Origin of the sequence: Pseudoflavonifractor phocaeensis (assembly GCF_016901735.1) — a bacterium.
GTDB lineage: Bacteria > Bacillota > Clostridia > Oscillospirales > Oscillospiraceae > Pseudoflavonifractor_A.
The window spans coordinates 1-25207 of record NZ_JACLZC010000002.1; the positions used below are offsets into that span (position 1 = coordinate 1).

The 25207-nt window shown below is 52.5% G+C and carries 24 protein-coding genes; all 24 read left to right on the forward strand.

The genetic code is table 11. The features are described from left to right. Window positions 1-246 precede the first annotated feature (246 nt). The 24 genes from H7U37_RS00785 to H7U37_RS00895 all read left to right on the forward strand — a co-directional run bounded on the left by H7U37_RS00785 (window position 247) and on the right by H7U37_RS00895 (window position 25203). Entirely contained in the window at window positions 247-1386 is a 1140-nt protein-coding gene (locus tag H7U37_RS00785) for a MarR family transcriptional regulator (RefSeq protein ID WP_204872848.1), read from the forward strand. Between the two features lie 12 nt (window positions 1387-1398). After that, the gene (locus H7U37_RS00790; RefSeq protein ID WP_148320070.1) at window positions 1399-1950 is read left to right on the forward strand and encodes a hypothetical protein; all 552 of its coding nucleotides are present in this window, start codon (window positions 1399-1401) and stop codon (window positions 1948-1950) included. Window positions 1951-2204: 254 nt separating this feature from the next. Next, entirely contained in the window at window positions 2205-2603 is a 399-nt protein-coding gene (locus H7U37_RS00795) for a hypothetical protein (protein WP_007712699.1), read from the forward strand. Between the two features lie 39 nt (window positions 2604-2642). After that, a complete protein-coding gene (locus H7U37_RS00800) occupies window positions 2643-3353 on the forward strand; it encodes a hypothetical protein (protein WP_204872850.1) in 711 nt (236 codons plus the stop codon). A gap of 11 nt (window positions 3354-3364) precedes the next feature. Further along, complete coding sequence (locus H7U37_RS00805; RefSeq protein WP_204872852.1) at window positions 3365-4345, forward strand: hypothetical protein; 981 nt, start codon at window positions 3365-3367, stop codon at window positions 4343-4345. Continuing rightward, window positions 4346-5722, forward strand: coding sequence for a C39 family peptidase (locus H7U37_RS00810; RefSeq protein WP_204872854.1), 1377 nt, complete (start codon window positions 4346-4348; stop codon window positions 5720-5722). It begins immediately after the preceding gene. Window positions 5723-5752: 30 nt separating this feature from the next. Next, window positions 5753-8206 carry a VirB4 family type IV secretion system protein gene (locus H7U37_RS00815; protein ID WP_420875784.1) on the forward strand — a complete coding sequence of 818 codons (2454 nt, stop codon included), beginning with the start codon at window positions 5753-5755 and terminating at the stop codon, window positions 8204-8206. A gap of 33 nt (window positions 8207-8239) precedes the next feature. Continuing rightward, window positions 8240-8710 (forward strand): TraG/VirB4 family ATPase, encoded by a 471-nt coding sequence (locus H7U37_RS16395; protein WP_420875788.1) that lies wholly within the window; start codon window positions 8240-8242, stop codon window positions 8708-8710. A 349-nt stretch (window positions 8711-9059) separates the two neighbouring features. After that, window positions 9060-9836, forward strand: a complete 777-nt coding sequence (locus tag H7U37_RS00820) for a radical SAM protein (protein WP_204873015.1) — start codon at window positions 9060-9062, stop codon at window positions 9834-9836. 122 nt (window positions 9837-9958) lie between these two features. Next, complete coding sequence (locus tag H7U37_RS00825; protein ID WP_040411855.1) at window positions 9959-10486, forward strand: DUF5697 family protein; 528 nt, start codon at window positions 9959-9961, stop codon at window positions 10484-10486. A 3-nt stretch (window positions 10487-10489) separates the two neighbouring features. Beyond that, window positions 10490-11152 (forward strand): DUF6100 family protein, encoded by a 663-nt coding sequence (locus H7U37_RS00830; protein ID WP_204872856.1) that lies wholly within the window; start codon window positions 10490-10492, stop codon window positions 11150-11152. Window positions 11153-11435: 283 nt separating this feature from the next. Then, the gene (locus H7U37_RS00835; RefSeq protein ID WP_338049731.1) at window positions 11436-12422 is read left to right on the forward strand and encodes a hypothetical protein; all 987 of its coding nucleotides are present in this window, start codon (window positions 11436-11438) and stop codon (window positions 12420-12422) included. 11 nt (window positions 12423-12433) lie between these two features. Further along, window positions 12434-14341: a VirD4-like conjugal transfer protein, CD1115 family gene (locus H7U37_RS00840; RefSeq protein ID WP_204872860.1), complete on the forward strand. Its 1908-nt coding sequence runs from the start codon at window positions 12434-12436 to the stop codon at window positions 14339-14341. Between the two features lie 28 nt (window positions 14342-14369). Beyond that, the gene (locus tag H7U37_RS00845; RefSeq protein WP_204872863.1) at window positions 14370-15929 is read left to right on the forward strand and encodes a S1 RNA-binding domain-containing protein; all 1560 of its coding nucleotides are present in this window, start codon (window positions 14370-14372) and stop codon (window positions 15927-15929) included. Between the two features lie 163 nt (window positions 15930-16092). Continuing rightward, window positions 16093-17289, forward strand: coding sequence for an AAA family ATPase (locus H7U37_RS00850; protein WP_204872865.1), 1197 nt, complete (start codon window positions 16093-16095; stop codon window positions 17287-17289). A 1-nt stretch (window position 17290) separates the two neighbouring features. After that, window positions 17291-17938, forward strand: coding sequence for an RloB family protein (locus H7U37_RS00855; protein WP_204872867.1), 648 nt, complete (start codon window positions 17291-17293; stop codon window positions 17936-17938). A gap of 182 nt (window positions 17939-18120) precedes the next feature. Beyond that, on the forward strand, window positions 18121-18543 hold the full coding sequence (locus H7U37_RS00860; RefSeq protein ID WP_204872869.1) for a DUF4320 family protein: 423 nt from the start codon (window positions 18121-18123) through the stop codon (window positions 18541-18543). Between the two features lie 8 nt (window positions 18544-18551). After that, window positions 18552-19052 (forward strand): hypothetical protein, encoded by a 501-nt coding sequence (locus H7U37_RS00865; protein WP_204872871.1) that lies wholly within the window; start codon window positions 18552-18554, stop codon window positions 19050-19052. Window positions 19053-19126: 74 nt separating this feature from the next. Continuing rightward, a complete protein-coding gene (locus tag H7U37_RS00870) occupies window positions 19127-19699 on the forward strand; it encodes a DUF6550 family protein (protein WP_204872873.1) in 573 nt (190 codons plus the stop codon). A gap of 86 nt (window positions 19700-19785) precedes the next feature. Next, window positions 19786-21480, forward strand: coding sequence for a DUF8193 domain-containing protein (locus H7U37_RS00875; protein WP_204872875.1), 1695 nt, complete (start codon window positions 19786-19788; stop codon window positions 21478-21480). Then, window positions 21452-21964: a prepilin peptidase gene (locus H7U37_RS00880; protein WP_204872877.1), complete on the forward strand. Its 513-nt coding sequence runs from the start codon at window positions 21452-21454 to the stop codon at window positions 21962-21964. Before H7U37_RS00875 ends, H7U37_RS00880 begins: the two co-directional genes overlap by 29 nt. Before the next feature lie 12 nt (window positions 21965-21976). Further along, window positions 21977-22816 (forward strand): Flp pilus assembly protein CpaB, encoded by an 840-nt coding sequence (gene cpaB, locus H7U37_RS00885; RefSeq protein WP_040411863.1) that lies wholly within the window; start codon window positions 21977-21979, stop codon window positions 22814-22816. A 67-nt stretch (window positions 22817-22883) separates the two neighbouring features. After that, a complete protein-coding gene (locus tag H7U37_RS00890) occupies window positions 22884-23642 on the forward strand; it encodes a hypothetical protein (protein ID WP_420875785.1) in 759 nt (252 codons plus the stop codon). Beyond that, a complete protein-coding gene (locus tag H7U37_RS00895; RefSeq protein ID WP_204872880.1) occupies window positions 23635-25203 on the forward strand; it encodes an ATPase, T2SS/T4P/T4SS family in 1569 nt (522 codons plus the stop codon). Before H7U37_RS00890 ends, H7U37_RS00895 begins: the two co-directional genes overlap by 8 nt. The last annotated feature ends 4 nt before the right edge of the window (window positions 25204-25207 follow it).

Here is a 25207-nt window from a genome sequence, read left to right on the forward strand (position 1 = left end):
ACGGCAAAGTGGAACGCAGCCACCGGGAGGACCAGAAACGCTTTTACTCCTGCCACAGTTTTTACTCCCTGGACGATTTTTCCAAGCAACTTGCTGTCCACAACCGCCGTTCAAACAACTTTCCCATGAGGCCCCTGGGCTGGCTTTCTCCCTCTGAGTTCACTGTCCAATATGTTTGACAAACCTACAACGATTTTTTCGCAGTGCAATCCAATTTCATACCTTATATATAAAAAGGAGATTCTTATGCCAGCGTATCAATTACAAATTAAACAGGTGGTGGACTATCCACGTTGTCGGATTTACCGACAGTTTATCCATCGTCTGATAGATGACCGGAGCATTCGCGCAAGCGGCGGCTCCGGCCTTTTTTATTATACCGTGCTTTGCAGCTTTGCAAACTTCCGCACCTCATACCGGCGCATTGATGGCATCAGCTACACCGTCTACCCCGGCGAATGGGTCTGTACGCTCAAAGAACTATCCCAATGGTTTCGGACTCGTTTTCAGTGTCAGGCACTTTCCATTTTGGGTTTGCTTCAACAGCGGCACCTCATTGACTTTTCCTCTCTGGGGCGCGGAAATGTGATCCGCTATAAAATCCGGAACTGGGCCCGGCATAACACAGTTCTGGAGTATAACGCTCCCTGTCAAAAGGACACCGGTTTTTTCTTTCTGCCGGTATCCATCGTTACTGATCTGATCAGCTCTGACCGCTGTTCTGAAATGGACATCGTGCTGGATCTATGGGTCTCAGCCATCTACAACGACAGTCAAGTGCAGGGGTCGGCGCTTGGGCCTGTAGCCTATTTTCGCAACGGCACCGGCAACCCTTTGGTCACCTATACGGAACTTGCTGCTCGCTGGGGCCTTTCTCGGGCCACTGTTGGCCGTATTCTTAAAAAGCTGTCCGCCTTGGACTATATTTCCCTCATGTCCTTCCCCGGCCGCCACGGCAGTGTGATCTATCTTAAAAACTACTTGTCCACCATGTTTGAAATATCTGATGTGATGGTGGACAAAGAGGAGGTCGCTATGACACTCAATATCCGTCTGGAGCTTCCTGCGGAGGGCTGTGTTGACCAGGAAGAGCCCACCATGGAGCATGAGGTCATCGTTTCAGACGAACTCTCCAGCGTTTCAAAATCTCACATTGAAATCATCCTGCAGAAAATGGCGCAAATCCTGATGGCACAAGGGATTTCGTGCTTTGGATGCTCCCTCTCTCACTACAAGTTATATCCTTTATCGGGCGACTGCCGGGAAGAATTACTACCCCGCGCGCGCGAGCAAACGGTGCTGCGCTTAGGCCTGGCTGTGTTGTGCGGCAACAAGCAGGTCGCAAGTTTTGAACTTACTCTCAACCCCATTGTTGAAAACAAATAAGGAGGCATAACCATGAAGAATTTTGACGAAAAGAATGTTGCTGAAAACCCGCTGTACCACGATACCTGGAAGCTGCTGAAAAAATACCGTGATGTGGTTTGGAGCCTGGAGCTGTCTGTTCAGCATGTCCGGACAAAATTTGAGATCGAGTATGGCACTTCCATCGAGGATTTTCTGGATTCTGTCTACCTTGCCGGCGCCGATCTGGCGGGCAGCGATATTGAGCATCACGCCAAGTGCATTGAGCGCAGCCACAAAATGCTGAAATTGCTGGATTCGGCAGTCGATCTGCTCCGCACTAGGCACAAGAACGGTGAAGCATACTACTGGCTTCTGTACTACTCTTTCCTCTCCCCCCAGCAGCTGAAAAATGTGGAGGAGATCATCGAGAACCTGCGTCCTCATATCCGGGATATTTCCTTCCGCACCTATTACCGTAAGCGGCGGGAGGCCATTGAAGTCCTCAGTTCCGTGCTGTGGGGATATACCTCCAAGGACAGCCTGGATGTGCTGGAGCAATTTTTCCCAGACTTGAAGGCCGGCGAAAACAAGCAGGGCAAATAATTGGCACATATCGGGAAAATAATTGGCGCGTTTCTGCCCTTGAGGCGTAAATCTCAATGTGTTAGACTGAATATACTCAAACTTGCACCCAAAACCGAATACGGACAGAGAACAGCGCCTTTTTCCGAGGTGCTTTTTTTCTGTCCAAACGGCCGTCCGGCCCGGGAATAAGCCCGCATCTGTAAATCAGGTGTGGGCTTATTCTTTGCTTTTTGAGCAACGATCATCACATTTGGATTGGAGGTCCTCAAACATTGAAGAAACTGAAACTTCCCCAGCCGAAGCGGAAAGATGCTGACCGCACGCCTCAGCATCATTTTTCCGCTGCCAAACTCGCCTACATGGCTTTTCTCTGTGTCACGATGTCGCTGGTTTTCTGTCAGCCGGCCTTCGCTGCAACCGATGTTTGGTCTAAAGCCAAAGAGATCATGCAGGATGTCTACACGCAGATCGTCGCCATTTCCACCATTGCGGCCATTGTTACCGCCTCGGTCGCCCTGCTGTTGATGAACTTCTCCCGCTCCGGCCGGACCGTCGATGAAAGCCGTGCTTGGCTGAAGCGCATCTGTATCACCTGGGCGATCCTCAACGGATTGGGCTTTATCATGGCTTATGTGACGCCTCTGTTTGCCGGCGGTCAGTGGGCTGGATGACAGAGACAACTCTACACCCGCTGGAAGGAGGCGTAATTTATGGGTATCCTGGATGGCATCGTTGAATGGATTGCAGAGCAGATCATGGCAGGTCTTGACCTTGTGACTACTTCGGTTTTGGGCGCGCTTGGTTGTGACATGACCGTTTTTCTGCGCTATTTCCCCGCCGTAGAGACGATGTATGGGATTTTTGTAGCTCTGGCTGTCGGTCTGATTTTGCTCAACTGGGTATGGCAGCTATTTAAGAATTTTGGTCTGAGCGCCGGTATCGAGGCAGAAGATCCTGTGAAGCTGAGCATCCGCTCGGTTCTCTTCATTCTGCTGGCACTTTTTTCAGACGAGATCATCAACACAATACTGACCATCGGCGGCACCCCGTACCGCTGGATCATGGACTCGGAACTGCCGCCCCTCAGCTTTGCTGATTTCAATTCGGTGATGCTGGTGATCATCGGTGTATGTGCCAATGGAGCTGTGGCCTTGATCACTTTGATTCTGGTCATCATTTTGGCATGGAACTATCTGAAACTGCTGCTTGAAGCAGCAGAACGCTATGTATTGCTTGGTGTGCTGGTGTATACCGCACCAGTCGCTTTTGCGATGGGGGCGAGCCAGACCACATCAAACATCTGGAAATCCTGGTGTCGGATGCTGGGCGGACAGATTTTTTTGCTACTTATGAACGCTTGGTGTCTGCGCCTATTTACGAGCATGGTTGGTTCTTTTATCTCCAACCCGCTTTCGCTTTAAGGAGGGGCGTAATGAAAAAACTCAGAAGAATTCTGTTCCTTGCGCTCATGGTTGGCCTTCTTGCCTGCCTGTGCTGCCAACCCGCTTTTGCCGCCGTTACAGAGGAAGAAGTGCAGGCGCAGGTAGACGCCGTAGGCAAAGAAGCAGTATCCGGCAATGTCCTGATTTGGTTCATGTGTGCGATTGGTTTTCTCAAAGTATCACAGAAAATCGACTCCTTCATGGCAAGTCTTGGGGTCAATGTAGGCCATACCGGCGGCAGTATGTTGGCGGAGGCCTTAATAGCCGCCCGGGGCTTCAGTGGATTCAAGAGCTTTTCCAGCCACCATTTCGGTGGTGGGCACAGCAGCAATTCCACTCATGTGAATGCAGGCGGCGGCGGCTTTGGTGCCGGCTTTGCCGGCGGCGGTTTGGCCGGGGTAATTGGCCGGAAGGTCACGAACAATGCGGTAAAAACAGCAACAACTCCCTCAGAAACAAAATCCTCCGGCCTTGCTGGTCTCGTAGGCGGTGCTGCAGGGGGTATCGGCGGCCACATCTATACTTCGTCCGTCAGCAAGGGCGGCAATTTCGCCAACAATGTGATTGGTTCTGTTGCCACCGGGAACATCACCCAGATGGGGACGATTTCCGGTGAGAAAGCCGTTGACGCTCTTCACTCTTACATGGGGCACGCTGCTTTGGAAGCCGGCGCTGAAAACATTCCCCAATACCAGAATGTTGAGATCGGCGGCGGGCGTATCACAGGCACCGAAGTTACCGCCGAGCATCCGGAGGGTATCGCTTTCGGAATGTATCATGCAGATCAGTATGTTGCACCCGAGGGCCAATACACAACGGTTCATTCCGCCGACGGTGCGGCATGGTATAAGCAATACGCTGTTGACACTGTAGAGAAATCCCCCTACATGGCGCCGGATGGTTCGATAGCCTACAACGAGTCAATCGTCAAAAAGCTGCCCCCCACTCCCCGCAGAAAGGACAGGCTCTAAATGGATGAAGAAAAAAAGACTGGTCTTGCCGACGCTGTGGAAATCGGAGCATCCGCCGCCCACACGATAAAAGGTGCCATTAAGGCAGGCAAGGCAATTTTCGGTGCCGCAAAAGGAGCTGCTGCCGGCGGCCCGTATGGTGCCGTGGCCGGGACCGTTTGGGCCGGACGCAAGCACATCGGCAAGATCATTGCCGTCATTATCATTTTGCTTTTGCTCCCGGTACTGTTTATTCTGATGCTCCCGGGGCTTATCTTTGGAGGTCTGGTTAACGCCTTTTCTCCTGCAGATTCCGAAGCCCCTGTTCTCAACAGCGAGACAGCTATCGTGGAAAACGCCAATGACATCACATTCACCATCAATTCCATTCTGGGCGAGGCGCTGGATGATGTGATGGCCCGGATCGAGGAAGATTTTGCTTCGTCTGGTGCTGACCACACGGAGATCAAGAACTCCTATTCCTCCGGCCCTGTTTTCAATGCCAATCTCATCATCTCTCAGTATTGTGCGGCCCGGGATGAGGATTTTGAAAGCATTTCACTGGATGATTTGGCCGCTGTTCTCCGGGATAATAAGGAACACCTGTATTCCTACACCAGTGTCCAGGAATCCCGTGAGGTTACTACCGAGGACCCGGAAACCGGCGAGAAAACCACCACTACCGAAACATGGAGCATTTACACGATCCGGTATAACGGTGAATCCTATCTTGCGGACCATGTTTTCGCACTCACGGATGAACAAAAGGAGCTTGCCTCTGACTACGCTTCTAACCTAAGCACCTTTTTGGGTGATGGGTTGCTCCAGAACATGACAGAGTGGACCGGAAACAGCATCCCCTCTCTTGGGGATGTAACCTTTACCGATGGTGTGACACCGGTGGTGTACTATAACCAGCTGGATGTTCGCTATGCCAGCCAGCCTTACGGAACTGACAACATTGGCGGCTACGGCTGCGGGCCGACCAGCATGGCAATCGTAGTGTCTTCCCTTACGGACGATACGGTTGATCCCGTGGAGATGGCGCAGTGGTCCTATGAAAATGGATACTGGTGTGACAACAGCGGCTCCTATCACGCCCTGATTCCTGCCGCAGCAGAAGCCTGGGGACTGCCGGTATCCGGCTGTACGACATCCGAGCCGCAGCGCATCGTCGATGCTCTTTCCGAGGGAAAGCTGGTTGTGGCAATCATGGCCGAAGGGCATTTCACTTCTTCCGGCCATTTCATCGTTCTCCGAGGCGTAAAAGACGGTCAAATCATGGTGGCAGACCCGGCCAGCTATAAGCGCAGTGAGCAGCTTTGGGATCTGTCCATTATCTTAAACGAGGCCAGCCGTCGTGCAGGGGCCGGCGGTCCGTTCTGGATTATCGGTTGACCTTCCTTCGGTTGCGGAAATGAGGTATGTATGAGCAACAAAAACGACCATGATATTTATATCATACCGCCGAATTTCATTGAATCAGGCACATTTTTCGGCGGTATGTTCCGTGCGTGGAATGTTATTGAGGCCGGTATCCTGGCTTTTGCCATCGGGGTGCCGGTCTTCATGTTTGTTCCGTTCGGGTTGACGACCCGCATTATCATTTTGTGCCTGACCGCCCTTCCTGCGGCTCTGGTCGCATTGATCGGCATTTCTGGCGAGAGTTTGTCGGAATTTCTGATTATCTTTTTGAAATACCTGCGGAATCGCCGCATCGTCGGCGGCGACGGTCAGCAGCCGAATGAGCAAGCGTCCCCTATAAAACGCCCCGGCAGACATCTCAAGCAGAGGGCTCCAAAGGAAAAGGAGTCTCGGCCTCCGAAGCGCAGGCGTTCCAGTGAAGCGGATTTCCCAGCTGAGTTTGACGAGGTTCGCAGTTACGAGATTCGTGAGAAGCTCCGGCCCAAGAAAAAGCCGAAGAAAGAACTTTCGTCCAAAAAAGCGAAGAAAAAGCCCAACAAGCGGAAGGAGAAGGCACGTCCGCCCAAGCGCCCCGCTCATATCAAAGAGCAGCCGCCCGCCTGCCTTAATCCGGTGGCAGACTATCTTCCCATTGAAAAGGTCCAGAACGGCATCATCTACACCAAAGACCACCGGTATGTCAAGGTGGTCGAGGTGGTTCCCATCAACTTTATGCTCCGCAGCGCAAGAGAGCAGCGCAATATCATCTACTCTTTTGTGTCGTATCTGAAAATCTCTCCCGTCAAGCTGCAAATCAAGGTGCTGACCCGTCGGGCGGACATCAACCGTCATTTGGACACAGTACGCAGGGAAATGGCGCAGGAGGAAAACGAGCAGTGCCGCCTGATGCAAGAGGATTATCTAAACTTTGTGCAGCAGATCGGCGCCCGGGAAGCTGTCACACGGCGCTTTTTCCTGATTTTTGAGTATGAGCCCTGGAACAACACACGGCGTTCGGAACAGGAAGAGGAAGCTATTCAGTTCCTGCAAAGTGCCGTACATACTGCATCCAATTACCTCCGGCAATGCGGTAATGAAGTGATTATCCCCGAAAACGAGGACGAATTTACGGTTGATGTTCTTTATAATCTCCTCTGCCGAAACGAGAGCGCCATCAAACCGCTGGCACTCCGGGCACAGGAGGTTGTTGCACAGTATGCGGCAAAAGGCCGGGAAAGCGAGATTGACCATATCCCTGCAGCCGAGTTTGCCGCTCCCAAGAGTATTGATTTTACTCATGGGCGCTATCTGTGCATAGACGGGCTGTACTACGCCTATTTGCTGATTCCGTCGGATGGTTATAAGACGCAGGTTCCCGCCGGATGGCTGAGTTTAATCGTCAACGCCGGCGACGGCATCGACATGGACATGTTCCTTTCCAGGCAGCCCAAAGAGCGCATCATCCAGCGGGTAGGCCAGCAGCTCCGCATCAATCGTTCCAAAATCAAGGACGCGAGCGACACCAACACTGATTTTGACGACATCGACGGTGCCATCCGAAGCGGCTATTTTCTGAAGGAAGGTCTTGCCAACAACGAAGACTTCTACTATCTGAATCTGTTGATTACCGTTACTGCCCCTACTGAGGAAGATTTGGAATGGAAGGTCAGCGAGATGAAAAAGCTTCTGCTTTCGCAGGATATGGATGTCCGCTCCTGCCATTTTCGTGAGGAGCAGGCATTTCTCTCCGCGCTCCCGCTGGTATCCATGGAGAAAGGGCTTTTTGAGCGTGGCAAGCGCAACCTGCTGACTGGCGGCGCTGCAAGCTGCTACCCCTTCACTTCCTTTGAGATGTGTGACGACAACGGCATCCTTTTGGGGGTCAACAAGTACAACAGTTCCCTCATCATCGTGGATATTTTCAATTCCGCGATTTACAAAAATGCCAACATTTCGATTTTAGGTACCAGCGGCGCAGGCAAAACATTCTCTCTGCAGCTCATGGCGTTAAGGATGCGACGCAAGAATATTCCTATTTTTATCATTGCACCTTTGAAGGGCCATGAGTTTCACCGGGCCTGCGCCAATGTGGGCGGGGAATTTATTCAGATTTCCCCGGCAAGCCCTCACTGCATCAATGTTATGGAGATCCGCAAGGTTGATCGGTCTGCCAACGAACTGCTGGACGGCCCCGGAATCCAGCTTTCTGAATTGGCGGCAAAAGTCCAGCAGCTGCACATCTTTTTCAGCCTGCTCATTCCCGATATGAGCCATGAAGAGCGTCAGCTTTTGGACGAAGCGTTGATCCGCACTTACAATGCAAAGGGCATCACGCATGATAACGCTTCACTGGATGACCCAACCAATCCGGGTCAGTACCGGGAAATGCCGGTGCTGGGCGACCTGCATGAGATTCTGAAAGCTACGCCGGAAACTACCCGCATGGCTCATATTCTCAACCGTCTGGTTCACGGTTAGGCCAGTACATTTAACAAGCAGACCAATGTAAGTCTGGATAACAAATATACCGTGCTGGACATTTCCTCGCTCACCGGCGATCTGCTGACTGTAGGGATGTTTGTGGCACTTGATTTCGTGTGGGACCGGGCAAAGGCCGACCGCACAGAAGAAAAAGCCATCTTCATCGATGAATGCTGGCAGCTCCTTTCCGGCGCCGGCGCCACAGGCACACGGCTGGCCGGCGATTTCCTTTTGGAGATTGCGAAAACGATACGTGGGTATGGAGGCTCGGCGGTCTTCGCGAGCCAAGACCTCAACGATTTCTTCAATCTGGATGAAGGTCGCTTTGGCAAAGGTATCATCAACAACAGCAAGACTAAGATCATTCTTAATCTGGAGGATGATGAAGCGGAACGGGTTCAGGAGACCCTGCATCTGTCCGATGCGGAAACGATGGAGGTCACCCATTTTGAGCGCGGCAATGGCTTAATCTCGACCAACAACAATAATGTCATGGTTTAGTTTAAGGCCAGCCCTCTTGAGAAAGACCTGATTACCACCGACCGGCGTGAGCTTCGTGAAATTCTGGAGCGCAAGCGCCGTGAGCACTCTACTTCTACATAAAAAATTGTATCCAAAGGGAGGTGTGTTCCACCTCCCTCTACTTCGCGGAGTAGTGTTAAAGAACACAGTTGGATGCTTTACCAACAGACGGCGGGGCAGTACCGCCCTCCGCAACCATTTTTTGAGGTGAGTCCAATGTACTGGGATGATAAAAGAAGCAAATCATAACTCTGAGGTGATATAAAGCGAATTCAAAAGTTTTTTCAAGCAAGTTGGCGGCAACGAAGGCAATAAATGCAAATACAATATCCGATTAGATACCTACGGTTGCGGCTGTCAGCACAACTGCAATTACTGCTATGCTCGTTCACTGCTCCATTTTCGCGGATTATGGGATGCCGAACATCCTCGTGTTGCAGACATTGAAAAGATTCGACGGAAAATTCAAAGCCTGCCCTCCGGCAGTATTATCAGACTGGGTGGTATGACCGACTGTTTCCAACCTTGTGAGCTTCAATACCATCTTACTTATCAGGTTATAAAAGAAATGAACCTGCATCGGATCGGCTACCTCATTGTTACAAAATCAGCTCTTCTAACTTTACCGGAATACTTGGAAGTTCTGGACAAAGAGCTGGCTCATATCCAAATTACTGTAACCTGCTTGGATAACGAACGAACAGCCCAATATGAAAAAGCCAGTCCTCCCTCTCAGCGCATCCATGCCATACAAACTCTACAGTCACGCGGTTTTGATGTAGCAATTCGTCTGAGTCCTCTTATCGAAGAATACATGGACTTTGATGCTCTTAATTCGTTGGGTATTGAACGATGCGTTATTGAATTTTTGCGTGTCAATTCCTGGATTAAGCAGTGGTTTCAAGGTGTGGATTTTTCCCGATACCTTGTGCGGCAAAGTGGTTATTGGCATCTTCCTTTGGAAGAAAAGCAACGTATTGTAGAAAAAATACATATTCCCCAAAAAACGATTTGTGAGGATGTAACGGAGCATTATCAGTTCTGGAGAGATTTTGTCAATCCGAACAAGGAAGATTGTTGCAACCTTCAGAAGATAAATCCCTGATATATTTACTTCTGTTATTTTCAAAAGCGTCAGGAAGGCGTATCAATGGCGTCTTCCTGACGCTCCAACATCTAAAAGGCGCTCTGATGACGCCTTTTGGCGTCAAAAAAGGAGGTGAGCTCATGAAGACCAGGGCTGAAATCTACGGAAATGAAGCTGCAACGCTGCTGCGGACGGTGACTATGTATCCTGGTCTCAGCCAGCAGCAGCTTCTTTGCTTTCACCCTGGCAAGTCTGAAACAGCGAAAGCCTTGCTTTCCCATCTGGAAAGGCAGGGCCGCATTTTCCAAAGTGATAACGGCGGATATTTTCCTGCCGGTTATTCCCCCAAAGCTGATCAGGCGCTTATCAAGGCGGTGTGGGTCCTTTTGGATTTCATTCAGCAGGCTGATTATCATGCACCTGCGGAGTTTCCTGTCAAACTGGTCTTTTTCGCCGACGGGGAGCTGTATGAAGTCGCCTATGTCGCCCATGGACAGGAAGCGTTAGTCTGTCATGCCCTACGGGGCAACAAGGGCGGTAGCCGCCGCATCATCGTGGTCGATTCTCCGACACAGATTGCCAAAATCGACTGTCCCGACATATCCGGTTTTTGCACCGTATCCCAAGATGGACAAACCCAGTATTTCAAGAAAGCAGGAGGCACATGATTTTTGGACCGAAAACTGATTTCCCGCAGAATAGGGAGCATTCTCGACGATATATCCCGTTTGAGTAATGCGCTGTATGCGATGGACACAACAGACATCCAACGCTATCCCGATAATTACGAAATTCTCTCTACCGATGCTGCGCTTCGGGCGGAACGGATCGCCTGCCGGCTGCGGCATTTGATATATTCCAGCACCTCCATCCAGAAGGGAGAGTATCTCCAATCCGCCAGCGTGGCGCAGGGCATCTCGATAACCTATGAAAACGGGGTCCTGGAAGTGACCCTTCCCGGGCTTCTCCCGAAGCGCCGGCAACGGCAAAGTTCCGAGTTCCTGTTAGACCCGCTCTATTTCGCTCTGGAGCAGTACGCAAAGGAACAGCCTCTCCCCCATTACCGGAATTGTGTTGTCTGCTTTGCCCAAGTTTACGATCAAACACTTTCCACCAGGCGGGTGCGTGATTATGACAATCTGGAGGAAAAGCAGTTACTGGATCTGTTGTCCACCTTTGTGATGGCCGATGATACCGGTTTGCTATGCGACGCCTATAATACCACAGAGCTGGGAGAGCAGGACTGCACCAAGATCTTTGTCATGGAAAAAAAGCGGTTTCCCCAATGGCTTGCAGAGCGCAAAGAGAGCTTGAAAACCATCTCGGATTTTTGAGCCTTTTGGCCCTTATTTTTCCCGACATACCTTGATGGCACAAAAAAGCCCGGATTTTCAACGCTTCCAGACTTGCGCCACCGTAGAATTTTACCGAAGTTCTCAGTCATCACGGTAAAAAAACAATTCACAAGGGAGGTGATCACTTGGGAAAAGCAGCCGGACATTTCCACAGCCGGACACGCTCCCATTCCGGCTTCTGGCGTTGACGGCCATCTCTGGAGAGTTCCCCACCAGCCAGCTCAACCGTCTCCCAGCCAGTCCTTACTATTTGGAGTCGGTTGTGACCGATCTGAAAAAGAGCGGGCTACTCCGCACCTATTACCGAGACAAACTCCGCGGCTATCGTTTAGGCGTTCGCGCCAAAAACAGGCTGCTGGACAACTGGCCTGAGCGTTTTGCTCCCTATCTGACAGGCGATACCGACACCAACCGGCTGAAAAGCGAGATTGGGCGTCGGCTTCGTCTTCACCGTCTGGCAGAAACCTATGTCACGATGGACAATGCTGGGGTGGGACTTTTCCAAGATGAAAAACCAAAGGTTTTTGCCCCGCAGGGCTATTCCGATGGGGCCGTGGAGCACCCCTCATTTTACAGTTCCCGTGAAGTCAAGGAGATGGGGGTGGATACCACGCAGATCCGCAGTTCTCGCTTCACTGGGGTGCTCCTTACCTCCAGCGGCATCTATGTTACTTACAACAGCAGCGCAGCTCTGATGAAATGGCGCTACAAGTCCGAGATGCGGGTAAAGGCTCTGATGTGGAGCGTTCTGTGTCAGCAGCGCCTCGCCGGGCAATACAATGCAGACGCTGTGCAGGGGGTCGTTCTGGGGGAAAGCATGGAACTCGCTTACCAGATGCTGACCAGCACTGGCGGCGCCAAACATGACTATTTCATGCTGGACGGAAGCTACGACCATTTTTTCTTTTTTACCAACGACCATCAGGGAGAAGTGCTGCTGGCCTTGTTGTGCGATTGCGCCAAGACAGCGCAGCTCAACGACATCTTGAAGCAGGGCCTTACAACCGGGGCTGCGAGCCGGGCCGTCGAACACGATGCCTTTGAAGCGGATGGAACACCTGTTTTATTTTGCTACTTCTTCGATTTGCCCAGAATTGCACGCTTCAACAGCGCCCTCGATCTTATGGACAGTTCCGGGACGATCATTTGCTTTGATTTTCAGGCAGATGTGCTGCGGCGCTACTGCGGCAGCAGGGTGCGCTTTCAAACCATTGACTTCATCAAATTTGAGAGGAGGTTCTTCCCATAAACAAAAAGAAAATGATTGCCTGCCTGATGGCTGCTCCTTTGGCCATCCTCGCCATTCTCTATTCTGGCGGCTTTCTGGGGCAGATATTGGGCAATTACGCAGCTTGGAAACAGGGCGGCGGCGTTCCCGGGGACGGCACATCTCCGGTGGCGGCGTCGCCCGACTTTTTTACCTGCCTGACCTCAGTGCTGCGCCCTCCCTATGGGGTATACGGCGTCCTGATCTGCATCGGCCTGCTGGCTATCCTGCTCCTGATGGTGATGAAGATGGGCTACAGCGATACGGGCGAATATGATACCGACCGGAATTTCATCTATTCGGCCAAGGGAACCTATGGCACCTCTGGTTGGATGAGCCGCAAGGAGATGGCGGGTGTGCTCGATTTGGTGCCCGACCTTCGCAAGCATAAAGGTGTTGTGCTGGGAATGCTAGATGGGAAAGCGGTCTGCATCCCTGAAAATCCCAAAACCAACGGCAATCTGGCCGTATACGGCTCCAGCGGCAGCATGAAAACCCGATCCTTCTGCATGAACCGCATCCTGCAGGCGGTGATTCGCGGGGAATCCCTGATCATTTCTGACCCCAAAAGCGAGCTCTACGAAAAATCCAGCGAGTACCTGCGCGATCAAGGCTACTGTGTCAAGGTGTTCAATCTGGTACTCCCGGAAAACTCGGACAGCTGGAACTGCCTTTCCGAAGTGGAAGGGCAGGAACTGATGGCCCAACTCTTTGTGGATATCATCATCAAGAACACCAACAGTACCGGCAAGGGCGACCACTTCTGGGACAGCTGCGAAATGAATCTGCTGAAAGCCCTTGTCCTTTATGTGGATCAGAGTTATGCAGCGGAGAACCGCAATATCGGTGAGGTGTACCGCTTACTGACGCTGAACGGAGAGTCCGATCTCGACAATCTGTTCGATGTTCTGCCTCCCACTCATCCTGCCAAAGCTCCGTACAGTCTGTTCAAGCAGGCCAGCGATACTGTGCGCAGCGGTGTCATCATCGGTCTGGGTTCCCGCCTGCAGGTATTCCAGTCAGAACTGATCAAGAAAATTACCACCCGGGATGAAATCGATCTGGAACTGCCCGGCCAGGAGCGGTGCGCCTACTTCCTTGTTACCAGTGACCAGGACAGTACCTTTGATTTTCTGGCAAGTCTGTTTCTCTCTTTCTGCTTTATCAAGCTGGTTCGGTATGCGGACAAAAACTGTGAGGGAGGCAGGCTCCCGATTCCTGTCCACATTTTGGGAGAAGAGCTTACCGCCTGCGGCACCATCCCTGATCTCTCGCGGCGACTCAGTGTGATTCGCTCTCGCAACATTTCCATGAGCTGCGTGTTCCAAAATCTAGCGGGCCTTCAGAACCGCTACCCGCTCAATCTCTGGCAGGAAATTCTGGGCAACTGCGACGCGCAACTCTTTCCGGGCTGCACGGACGGCCTTACAGCCGAGTTTATCTCCGAGCGCACCGGTCTGGCCTCGGTGTCAGTATCCAGCAAATCCAAGCAGCTGGGCACTTGGCGCATTTCCAACTACACTCCGGAATTCCGGGAAACTTCTGGCGTTGGCAAACGGCCTGTGCTCACCCCGGATGAAGTGCTGCGATTGCCCATCACGCAGGCTCTGGTCATCATCCGCGGTCAGAAGGTACTTAAAGTTGACAAGATGGACTACTCCAAGCACCCGGAGGCGCCTAAGCTCCATTCTTGCAAAGCCTCTTCCCACATTCCTGAATGGCGGCAGATGGAGCAGGAACAGCCGGCTGCCCCTGTTGCTCCTCCCCCGCCGCCCGCCGCCCCGAAAAAGCCGGCACGAAAAAAGCCCAAGCCTTCCGCTCCTGCTGCTGACGTGAAAAAACCTGGAGCCAAACCCCCGGAGGGCATTGTTTCAACCGACAAGGATTCGATCCTTTCGTAATACACCAAATTAAGGAGGTTTTACTTATATGGCAACCAAGAAAAAGGAACTTTTGGAACAGGAGACCCCTGTTTCTAAGACCACTGCATTGGAAGATTCCCCCGTCCCCCCCGAGGATATGGCCTCTCCTGATGCCGCCCCGGTTGACGGCGAGGACCTGAACGCTCTGTTGGCCGCTATGGATCAGCCCGACAGCGCACCCCCTTCCGATGATTCCACCGGTGATTTGCCGGAGCTTACGGAAGCCGAAATGTTCGGCGATGATGCTGTGAGCAGCGACGCGGCCGCCGCCGAGGCTCCTTCTGACGAGAACACAGACTTCGAGCAGGACGATGAGGCAACGGCTGACGGCGACGGAGATCTCCCCGCAGAGGAAGACAGCGCAGGTGACGATACCGCTGCCTCTGAGCCGAATTCCCAGGCCGTCGAAGAAACGCCTGCCGCAAAGCCCAAGCGCACCTCCCGCAAGAAGAAGGTGTCGGATACCGCCGCCGAGGCGGAAACCTCTGTTCCGCAGGCAGACGCTGAGCCGCTTCCGATGGATGAGGCCCCGGCTGAGGATACTACTGCGGAGGGTGAACCCGTTTTGGAGGATGATCCCGTTCTGGTGGAGGAGCAGGTGCCTGAAGCCGCCACTCCCCGGGCGCCCGCTCGCCGGCGGAGTGTGCAGACGCGCCGTGAGCCCTCTATTCTGACCATCCGCAGCCGTGAGGATGTAGAGACGGCGGAAGACCGTGAGGATGTCATCTGGCATGAGATTCACAACGCCTACCGTACCCGCCGTATTCTGACGGGCCAGCTGGGCGGAATCGAGCAGCTGGACAACCGTAAGACGGTGGCCGTGGTGGACTACAAGGGTTTCCGCATCATCATTCCCATCAAGGAAATGATGATCAACCTGGGCCGCAGCCCTTCCGGCCAGGACTACGCCGACCTGATGCTGCGCCAGAACAAGATCCTGGGCAACATGCTGGGCGCTGACATCGACGTTGTGGTGCGGGGCATTGACTCCAAGACCCGCAGCGTGGTCGCCAGTCGCCGGGAGGCGATGATGCGTAAGCGCCAGATTTTCTACTTCGATTTGGATGCTGACGGCATGTACCGTATCTACGAGGGCCGCATTGTGCAGGCCCGTGTGATTGCTGTGGCCGAGAAAGTCATCCGCGTGGAAGTGTTCGGCGTCGAGTGCTCCATCCTGGCTCGGGATCTGGCCTGGGACTGGATTGGCGACGCCCATGAGCGGTTTGCTGTGGGCGATGAGGTGCTGGTCCGCATCCTCAGCGTGCGGCGCGAGAGTCCGGAAGACCTGAGCATCCGGGCTGACATCAAGAGCACTTCGGAAAACACCGACCGGGACAACCTGCAGAAGTGCCGCATCCAGGGCAAGTACGCCGGCAAGGTCACCGATGTCCACAAGGGCGTCGTCTATGTCAGGCTTTCCAACGGCGTCAATGCGGTGGCCCACTCCTGCTACGACTACCGGATGCCCGGGAAAAAGGATGATGTGTCCTTTGCCGTCACCCGCCTGGACATGGAGCGTGGCGTAGCCGTAGGCATCATCACGCGGATCATCCGGCAGAACCTATAATGTAAAGTCGCCTGGGATGTACTGAATGCGTACTTCCCAGGCGGTCTTTTCTCAAAGCATTCTCCTTAAATCCTTTTCTCAAAGTTTTTATTTTTAATTTTCGTTGATTTTTCACAAAAACGAGGATATAATATAAATAATCAAGGGTTTAGGAGGTTGTTTTATGCTGATTCAATTTAGTGTAGAGAACTATCTCTCCATCAAAGATAAAGTCGTTCTGTCTATGCTTGCCAGCAGAGATACTGAACATCCGGAACACCTCATTGCAGATGGAAACAAAAACTATTTGAAGTCCACTGTCATTTATGGAGCCAATGCTTCCGGAAAATCCAATGTTCTGAATGCGTTTTGGTTCATGGTTAATTATGTCCTGACTTCACATAACCAGCAGGTCCATAAGGCCATTGAACGTTCTCCCTTCAAGTTTGACCAGGAAACCCCTGTTCGCCCCAGCAGCTTCGAGGTCATCTTCACCGCCAATGGTATCCGGTATGCCTATGGTTTTTCTGTGACGGATAGAGCTGTTGTGGAGGAATATCTGTACTACTACCCCAACGGCAGACAGGCACTTATTTTTGAGCGGAAAGATACCACGGATTTTCGTTTCACAGTGGATATTGAGGAACAGAATACGCTCAAAGAGCGCACCTCGGCCAATAAACTTTATCTATCTGTTGCATCAAACTGGAGCTACTCCAAGGTAATCCCTGTGTTGGAATGGTTTGCCTCCTGCCAAATTATCACCAAATATTCGGTTGCGGATGCCTATGGTCTGGAAGCAGAACAGCTCAAAGATGATGACTACCGGCGTGTGATCGCTTCTATGCTGCGAGTCGCAGATTTTGGGATACAGTCCCTCCAGATGCGTGATTCAGAACCCATACCTTCCCAGCGCGGCGATGTATTCCCCAATATTGAGGCTGTCCACACGGTACAGGATTCCGAAGGAAACGCCTCCTCTTATACGTTGAACATGACGGAAGAATCGGATGGTACCAACAGCTATTTTAAGCTGATTGGTATTGTAAAAAAGGCCTTGGATCAGGGAACGCTGCTTGTTGCTGATGAGATGGACGCTCACCTGCATCCTCTTCTGACAAAGCATCTGGTCTCCCTGTTTAACAGCGTGGAATTCAACCCCAATGGGGCACAGCTGATCTTCACATCACACAATACCAATCTTCTGGATTTGGATGTGCTGCGCAGAGATCAGATCTGGTTTACCGAAAAGGACGAACAGACTGCGGCCACTGATTTGTTTTCCCTTTATGATTTTTCCATTCGCAAAGATACCAAAGTCGAGAAGGGCTATTTGATTGGCCGCTATGGTGCGATTCCCTTTATCAAGGGAGGGTTGTAAGATGGCACGTGGAAAGATAGAAAAGCGCGGACAACGGCGCAGGAAGATCAAACCTGTCATTTTGATCGTGACAGAAGGTTCTCAAACGGAGCCAAAATATTTTGAGCACTACCGCAGCCGGCAGACCAATATTGATATTCGTGTCATTGGTAGCCGCACCAGCGGAGGCGAAACCGATTACCTCAGCCTGATTCGGAAAGCAGTAGAATACCAGAACAAAAATCAAATATCTGTATCAAGCGGGGACGCGGTATGGGTGCTTGCCGATGGCGATGTAAACTACAACAATCCGGACCCCATCAAGGCCAAAGACAGCTTGCTCATTAAGGCAAGGAAACTAGCAGAGAGCAAAGGGATTCACATGGCACTCTCAAATCCCTGCTTTGAGTTTTGGTATCTGTTGCATTTCCAGTTCACCACAAAGTTTTTCAAAGACTATCCCGCAGTCAAAAACGCACTGGCTGCTTACCTGCCGGATTACGAAAAGTCAGGTGATGTATATGGGCGGTTGTCTGAACATACAGCTGCCGCTATTCAGAATGCCAAACATGTAGAGCAGTATCATCTTCAGGATGGCTGCAATAAACCTTTTGGGATTGCAGTCAATCCCTTCACCGATATTTATCATCTGGTCGAATCGCTGCTGTGAATTGGCACAATCCTGCCCCTACATTGGCGCAGTCCTGCCCTTTCGCCGTAAATCCATATCTGTTATACTTGGTACAGTCAATACTTTGTAAAGCAGCCGCTCCGGCAGGGGGCGGCTGCTTTCATTTGTCAGAAAAGGTGGTGGTTCACATTCATACTTTCCTGCAGAAAGCCCGCAGGACAATGAAGAGCGAGCGAGGTGAAGCTAACTATTTCTCTACGGTGTTCTTCATCTTTATCGCCGTTGTCCTGCTGGCATTTATCATCGACCTGTTCGGTATCATCTCCACGAAACAGGAGTTGGATCACGCAGCCGATCAGATGGTAAAGCAGATCCAGCTGTCCGGTGGCATCAACAGCGAGATGGACTCTCTCTTTGAATTTCTGTGCTCGGAGATTGAGGGAGCGGAAAACATAACCTACTCCATCGACGCCACATACAAGTCGCCCACACCTGCCGGAATGTCCAGGGCCATTCAGCTCGGGACTCCTTTCTATATCACCATTGAGGGGGAAGCAAAGCTGGGCGGCTTCTGGAATCTGGATCTGGTCAACATCACTGTAGTGGCCCGCGGCTCCGGCGTCAGTGAACACTACTGGAAGTGAGGTGGCCTATGAAGCATTTTATGCGGTGGCTGCGACGGCCACTCCGCAACGAGCGGGGTGAGATCACTTTCTTCGCCTGCTTTTTTGTGGTCGGCGTAGTGATGCTCATTTCCTTTCTTCTGTTGTATGCCTCGGTGCGGATCACTTGCATCAACATCCGAAACGGCGCTAAAATGGAGCTGAACAATCTGAGCGCCACCATTTATGCGGACACTTACCGCTCCCAACGGGAAACTAACTTTGAAGAGTACCTGTGCACCCTCTATTCCAGCAGTGACTACACGGAAATGCTGGAGGCCACGGTGGCCGGCGGACTGGCCTCCAAAATCCCGCTCTCCACGGACGACTACCAGGTATCCGACATCAGCCTGGAGTTCAATGTGGTGGGAGACCGAGTCGAGTATATCTTCTATTGTGATGTAGAGTTCTATGTGCGGATGTTTGGGCACAACTACCCTACTATCACACAGCGGGTAGAACTGACTGGCTACCATAACACCAAATTTTAGCGGCGCTGTTGAAACATCAATCAGTTCCGCAGTATATGTCTTTATATAACAGTAAAGAAGGAGTGTGGACACACATGAAAAAGTTTTTCCAATCCAAGGGCTTTATCATTTCGGTCCTGGCCGTTCTCTGTGCTGCGATCCTGGGCGTCTGCTGGTTCGTAAGCCGGGATCGAACGGAGGATTTTAAGCCGGATGAATCGCCTCCCAACAGCACCACCAGCGATTGGTCGGACGGCGGCGCCCAAAACGGGGACGATTCCGGCGGAGCAGATGCGTATTCCCCTGGGCAGTCTCCCAGTTCTGAGGAGGAATACCCCAAGGTAACCTCCGAAACGGAAAGTGAAGTGGTGATTGACTTCACTGATACGGACAAGCCGGAGGAAACTCCGCCCCCTGCTCCGGAAGGCAAGACAGAGATCGCAGACCCCGGCGAAGATCACGATGTCAACCCCGACCCGTCTGTACCTCAAGTCACGGCGCCGCCGGCAGGAGAATCCACTTCCAGTAATGAGCCGGCCCCCGGCTTCAGCAATGGCAGCGGTGCCGTCTACGATCCCGTCTTTGGGTGGGTGGTGCCCGGCGATGTGCAGCAGTCCACCGGCGGCAGCGATGGTGACCTGAACAAGCAAGTCGGAAACATGGGCTGATTGCCCCACAACTAAACACGGATCTCCAGGGCCGTCACAGCTATGTGGCGGCCCTTCAATTTTATATGATTGGAGTGTGATGTCATTTGAAACGACTTCTCGCCCTCCTGTGCAGTCTGGCGCTGACCTTGTGCCTTGTTCCTGCCACTGCTTTTGCTGCCGGCGGGAACGGCAACATTGACGGCGGCGGCGGTGGTATGGGCCAGGGCACCAGCACCAACTTCTGGAACCCGGGCAATGACGGTGTTCGCATTACGGTGGTAGATGCAGCGAGCGGCTCTGCCGTCTCTTCTCCGATTGACTTTTCCAATCGTACGCAGAACAGCAGCATCCTGCACTTCGGTAAAGTCAATAAACTGCAATATCTGGCCGGTACCGGGCTTTCTCTTCCATCCGGCGTGGCCTATACCTGCATCAAGCCCACCCAGTCTATGCCCACAATCGTCAGCAGTAGCGGGCAGAATAATATTGATGCCATCAAACGGTACTTCTGCTCAGAATATGCCTGCATGATGGTTGCTCAGGCAGCAGGTGTGGACTACGAACGGATGATTGCCGGCGAATATAAGCTGCTGATTGAGCCTATCGCCTACTTTACCCACAATGGCCAGTATTACTGCATGACAGCAACCGAAGCCGGCCTGTACGATCAGCTGGCGGGTGGTTCACTGCGAAGGACTATGACCTCGCTCACCCATAAGAACTTGCCCCTGAGCATGTTTCTGGAGTTCAGCGACCTGGGCATTTCTGCATGGGGCGGTAACACCACCGGGACGCAAAGCAACTCCGACATCATCAATACCCTCGGCGTTGGCATCGTCTGGTTTGATGAAATCCCGCCCGAAGGCGAGATTGAGGCTCCTGATGTAGAGTATCGGGTAGATACCGATGTAATTACGACCGTGACACTTCGGACTGACACCGACCTTACACCGGATAACCCCGCTTCGGTGACTTTTTCTATTCTCGGCACATCCTACCGGGTCAACAATATCGTGATTCCGGCTGGCGACAGCCAGAAAGTCTGGGTCAAATGGCACACTCCCTCCACTCCCCAGACAGTCACTATAACGGTATCCGTCAGCGGCGCCTATACTGCCCAGGATACCTTTGTGGCGAAAATCGTAGATCTGAACGAACACATCCCGCCCGATCCCGTAGCTACGGATACCAATCCGAGCTATACACTGCCTTCCCTTCCCAGCGAAACACAGAAACTGACCGCCAACTGGGGTGTTTGGAGCTGTTACTGGGTGCCGGTATGGGTATGGTGTGACCACGGAGAAGATGGTGGTCACTGGGTCGATGAAGGATATTGGGAGTATGAATACACCGGTTACTCCGCTTCAATCAGCGGAGTCATGTCTCTGATGCCGGATGATATTGTACCGACTGCCTCCGGCAAGGCCATGAAGAGCGGGTATGGCGTCAAGCAGGATGTGACCGCAACGCTCTCTACCGATGCCCCCACCAGTCACATTACCCATCCGCAGACGGCGTTTTCTGTGTTTCCGGAATTCCAGTACCAAACCTATCTGCGTCTTCTGCAGCGGGTGTCCAGTGGTCGAAGTGCAAAATTCACTTTCCAGCCCAACGATTTCTCCACTTACAACAGAACGGTGCATTTTACGCCTATCTGGTTCCCGGATTCTACCAACTACACAGTATTTACTCAGGTTTGGGACACGTGGACACCGGATGGGATGCTGAGCATCAACCTGAATGATTATGTATCGATCAACGGGAGCCTCTATGATGACTGGTATACCAATCGAGAATAGTATCTGGTCGGCATATCTGCTCACCGCATTTTTGGTGATTGTCGGTTTTGCCTTCTACGATATCTTTCATCGGCGAGTGCCCGACCGGGCGCTCGTCTTTTTTATCCCGCTGGCTGCGGCGGCGCCGCTGATCAAAGCGTGGTTCGCACTGGACTGCGGACAACCTCCGCTTTGGCTCTGGCCGATATTCGCAAAGTCCTTAATAGGTGCTCTGCTTGGATTCAGTATTCCTCTGACTGCTGCCATGGTGACTGGAGGGACCGGCATGGGCGGCGGTGACATCAAATTCTGCGGTGTGCTGGGACTCATCTATGGTCCTTCCGGTATGTCCATCGTTTTTCTGGTTTCCGCAGTATGTGCTATGCCCATCATTTTGATGATTCGGCGGATTTACCGGGATCGGCGCCCTTTGTCCATCCCGTTTCTACCTTTTCTGGCCTGCGGCTGCTCTGCGGCGACATTGGCCGAACTATTTTTGCATTAGGAGATTATGCTTATGAAATTGAACAACCGTTTTATCTTCGGCATTTTGTCCCTGGTCCTGGCAGCAGTCATTGCCTTTGTTGCCCTCCCCACCATCGCCCGTCAGACCAACGGAAAAGCCGAAATCGTCCGTATCACGCAGCCGGTGCTGAAAGGCGAAAAAATCACCTCGGACAATGCCGAGGTTGTGGAAGTTGGCGGCTACAATCTGCCCTCCAATGTTGCACACAGTCTCAGCGATGTAGAGGGGCTGTATGTAACAGCGGATTTGGCTGAGGGTGACTACATCCTTACCAGCAAGGTCAGCAGTGTTCCGGTTTCTTCGGATGTGGCACTCAATGACATTCCTTCTGGAAAGGTAGCTATCTCAATGACTGTTAAGACGCTGGCCTCCGGCCTCTCCGACAAGCTCCAGCCCAACGACATCATTCGGATCTATCACTTCCTGGAGACAGCAGAAGAGGTCCCGGAGCTCCGCTTTGTTAAAGTGCTGTCGGTTACCGATTCCGATGGCGTCAATGTGGACAACACCAAGGAGCCCACGGAGGACGAAGAGCGGCAGCAATCTGCTACCATCACAGTTCTGGCGACACCTGAGCAGGCCCGGATCATCACAGAGATGGAAAACGACGGCGTCGCCCATGTGGCCCTGATCTCCCGTAACAACGATCAGCTGGCCGAGGAACTTCTGGCAGCGCAGGACAAAACTCTGCAGGAGATCTATTTTCCCGAAACGCTGACGGAAGATGGTGAGACTACGGAGGGCAGCGAGCCTACGGCCGAGGACGGTTCTGAGGCGCCGGACAGCGGTGCTGAAACGCCCCCCGCGGACACCAGCCAACCGGCTGAGTAACAGAAGGAGGTCGGAAACGATGGGAAAAGTCATTACTGTCTGGGGCAGTCCGGGAAGCGGGAAAAGTATGTTTTCCTGCATTCTTGCAAAAGCCCTGACTCGAGATAAGCGGAAAGCCATCATCATCAATGCGGAGATCAGCGTTCCCATGCTCCCGGTCTGGCTGCCGGATCAGATCATTCAGACCAACGCCTCGGTGGGCCAGGTTCTCAGCAGTGTAGAGATTGATACCTCGCTGGTGGCAAGCCATGTCACGGTTCTGAAAAGCTATCCGTTTATTGGCCTGATGGGGTATTCCGCCGGTGAGAATCCTCTGAGTTACCCGGAAATCAAATACGCCATGGTGCTCCAGCTGGTCAATGCGGCAGCCAAACTGGTGGATTTCGTCATTTTGAACTGCAGTTCCAACATGACCAATGTGTTCACACCGGCAGCCATTGAATCCGGTGATCTGGTCGTCAGACTGCTCACCCCTGATTTGAAAGGGATCAACTACTTGAAGGCCCATCAGCCGCTGCTGGTGGATGGACGTTTTCACTACGATCAGCACCTGACCTTTGCCGGTATGGCCCGGCCGTTCCACGCTCTGGATGAAATGGGGTATATCATCGGAGGATTTGATGGTTTGCTCCCCTACGGCAAGGAAATCGACCGGTGCGCCACTGAGGGCGGCATGTTCCAGGCCATCAAATATTGCAATCCCAAGTACACCGCTTCGCTCAACAAGGTGCTGGACGCACTGGAGCAGATGGAGTTGGCGAAACAGGCCGCAGAGGAAGATCCCGACGATGAGGAAGAGTTCGAGGAGGACGATGCCGATGAATAACCTCAACGACATATTCTTTGCGCCTGCTGCCAATCAGGATCTGACCTATGACCAGGTGTTGGAGGATGTGCAGCGGTATTTTGCTGAGAATCACGCTTCCACCATTGCTGAGGCTGGCGAAGCCAATGCCGAGCGGGCCACAGCCTTGCTGAAAGAACTGATGGTGCAGTACATCGTCAAACGCAAATACGCTATCAGCGGGCTGACCACCGAGCAGCTTTGCGAGCAGCTCTATGAAGATATGGCCGGGTACTCCTTTTTGAAGAAATGGATCTACAAGCCCGGCATCGAGGAAGTCAATATCAATGCCTACAATGACATTGAGGTGATCGAGGCCGGCGGCCGCAGCATCAAGATCCCGGACAAGTTTTCTTCTCCGCAGCACGCCATTGATGTGGTGCGGCGTATGCTCAACGCCTGCGGCATGGTCATCGATGATACGATGCCCAGCGTGGTGGGTTTTCTGGATAAGAACATCCGTATCTCCGTGGATAAGACCCCTATCGTGGACCCGGATGTTGGTATCAATGCCTCCATCCGTATCGTCAATCAGCAGACGGTCTCTGAACAGAAGCTTCTGGATTCTGGCAGCGCCACAGCTGAGATGCTTCACTTCCTGATGGCTTGTATTCGGTACGGTGTCAGTGTGTGCATCGCTGGTTCCACGGGTTCCGGCAAGACTACCATTATGGCCTGGCTGCTCTCCAATGTACCCAATAACCAGCGCCTCATTACCATCGAGGAGGGCAGCCGTGAGTTTGATCTGGTCAAACGGGACGAGAACGGCAACATCCTGAATTCTGTCATCCACCTGCTGACCCGCCCCAGCGAGAATCCGGCTCTGAACATCAACCAGGACTTCCTCTTGGAGCGGGTCCTGCGCAAGCATCCCAATGTAATCGGCGTCGGTGAGATGCGGTCTGCGGCGGAAAGTCTGTCTGCGGCAGAGAGCTCCCGAACCGGCCACACGGTCTGCACCACCATTCACTCCAATTCCTGCAACAGCACATACCGCAGAATGATGACCCTCGCCAAGCGCAAATACAGTATGGATGACTCTGTGCTCATGGAGATCATGGTAGAGGCCTACCCCATCGTGGTGTTCACCAAACAGTTGGAGGATCGCTCCCGCAAAATCATGGAAATCCTGGAGGGTGAGGACTTCCGAGATGGTCAGCTCGTCTCCCACACACTATACAAGTTTGAGGTGGAGGACAATGTGACTGACAGGGATGGGAATGTCCGTGTGGTCGGGCACCATCGGAAGGTCGGCCTGATCTCCGACACTTTGAAAAAGCGCCTGCTGGACAACGGTATTTCCAACAAGGAATTGGCCGAGTTCATGCAGCCCCCTAAGAAGGTCTATGGCTGCACGATCACAGAGTATATACAGCAGCGCCGCATGAGTCAGGCAGAATATCTGCTGGCTCATACCGATCTGCAAATTGGTCAGATTGCTCAAACGATAGGATATTCTACATCCAGCCGGTTTGCGGAACTGTTTCGAAGAAGCACCGGCTTGCTCCCGCTGGAGTACAGGAAAATGGCAAAGCGAAAGTGATACA

Excerpts from the sequence above, each read along its gene's own strand:
- H7U37_RS00825 (WP_040411855.1), top strand. The coding sequence starts at position 9,959 with ATGAAGACCAGGGCTGAAATCTACGGAAATGAAGCTGCAACGCTGCTG.
- H7U37_RS00845 (WP_204872863.1), top strand. The coding sequence starts at position 14,370 with ATGGCAACCAAGAAAAAGGAACTTTTGGAACAGGAGACCCCTGTTTCT.
- H7U37_RS00840 (WP_204872860.1), top strand. The coding sequence starts at position 12,434 with ATGATTGCCTGCCTGATGGCTGCTCCTTTGGCCATCCTCGCCATTCTC.
- H7U37_RS00860 (WP_204872869.1), top strand. The coding sequence starts at position 18,121 with ATGAAGAGCGAGCGAGGTGAAGCTAACTATTTCTCTACGGTGTTCTTC.
- H7U37_RS00895 (WP_204872880.1), top strand. The coding sequence starts at position 23,635 with ATGAATAACCTCAACGACATATTCTTTGCGCCTGCTGCCAATCAGGAT.
- H7U37_RS00790 (WP_148320070.1), top strand. The coding sequence starts at position 1,399 with ATGAAGAATTTTGACGAAAAGAATGTTGCTGAAAACCCGCTGTACCAC.
- H7U37_RS00815 (WP_420875784.1), top strand. The coding sequence starts at position 5,753 with ATGAGCAACAAAAACGACCATGATATTTATATCATACCGCCGAATTTC.
- cpaB (WP_040411863.1), top strand. The coding sequence starts at position 21,977 with ATGAAATTGAACAACCGTTTTATCTTCGGCATTTTGTCCCTGGTCCTG.
- H7U37_RS00805 (WP_204872852.1), top strand. The coding sequence starts at position 3,365 with ATGAAAAAACTCAGAAGAATTCTGTTCCTTGCGCTCATGGTTGGCCTT.
- H7U37_RS00785 (WP_204872848.1), top strand. The coding sequence starts at position 247 with ATGCCAGCGTATCAATTACAAATTAAACAGGTGGTGGACTATCCACGT.
- H7U37_RS00880 (WP_204872877.1), top strand. The coding sequence starts at position 21,452 with ATGATGACTGGTATACCAATCGAGAATAGTATCTGGTCGGCATATCTG.
- H7U37_RS00865 (WP_204872871.1), top strand. The coding sequence starts at position 18,552 with ATGAAGCATTTTATGCGGTGGCTGCGACGGCCACTCCGCAACGAGCGG.
- H7U37_RS00890 (WP_420875785.1), top strand. The coding sequence starts at position 22,884 with ATGTTTTCCTGCATTCTTGCAAAAGCCCTGACTCGAGATAAGCGGAAA.
- H7U37_RS00850 (WP_204872865.1), top strand. The coding sequence starts at position 16,093 with ATGCTGATTCAATTTAGTGTAGAGAACTATCTCTCCATCAAAGATAAA.
- H7U37_RS00870 (WP_204872873.1), top strand. The coding sequence starts at position 19,127 with ATGAAAAAGTTTTTCCAATCCAAGGGCTTTATCATTTCGGTCCTGGCC.
- H7U37_RS00800 (WP_204872850.1), top strand. The coding sequence starts at position 2,643 with ATGGGTATCCTGGATGGCATCGTTGAATGGATTGCAGAGCAGATCATG.
- H7U37_RS00810 (WP_204872854.1), top strand. The coding sequence starts at position 4,346 with ATGGATGAAGAAAAAAAGACTGGTCTTGCCGACGCTGTGGAAATCGGA.
- H7U37_RS00855 (WP_204872867.1), top strand. The coding sequence starts at position 17,291 with ATGGCACGTGGAAAGATAGAAAAGCGCGGACAACGGCGCAGGAAGATC.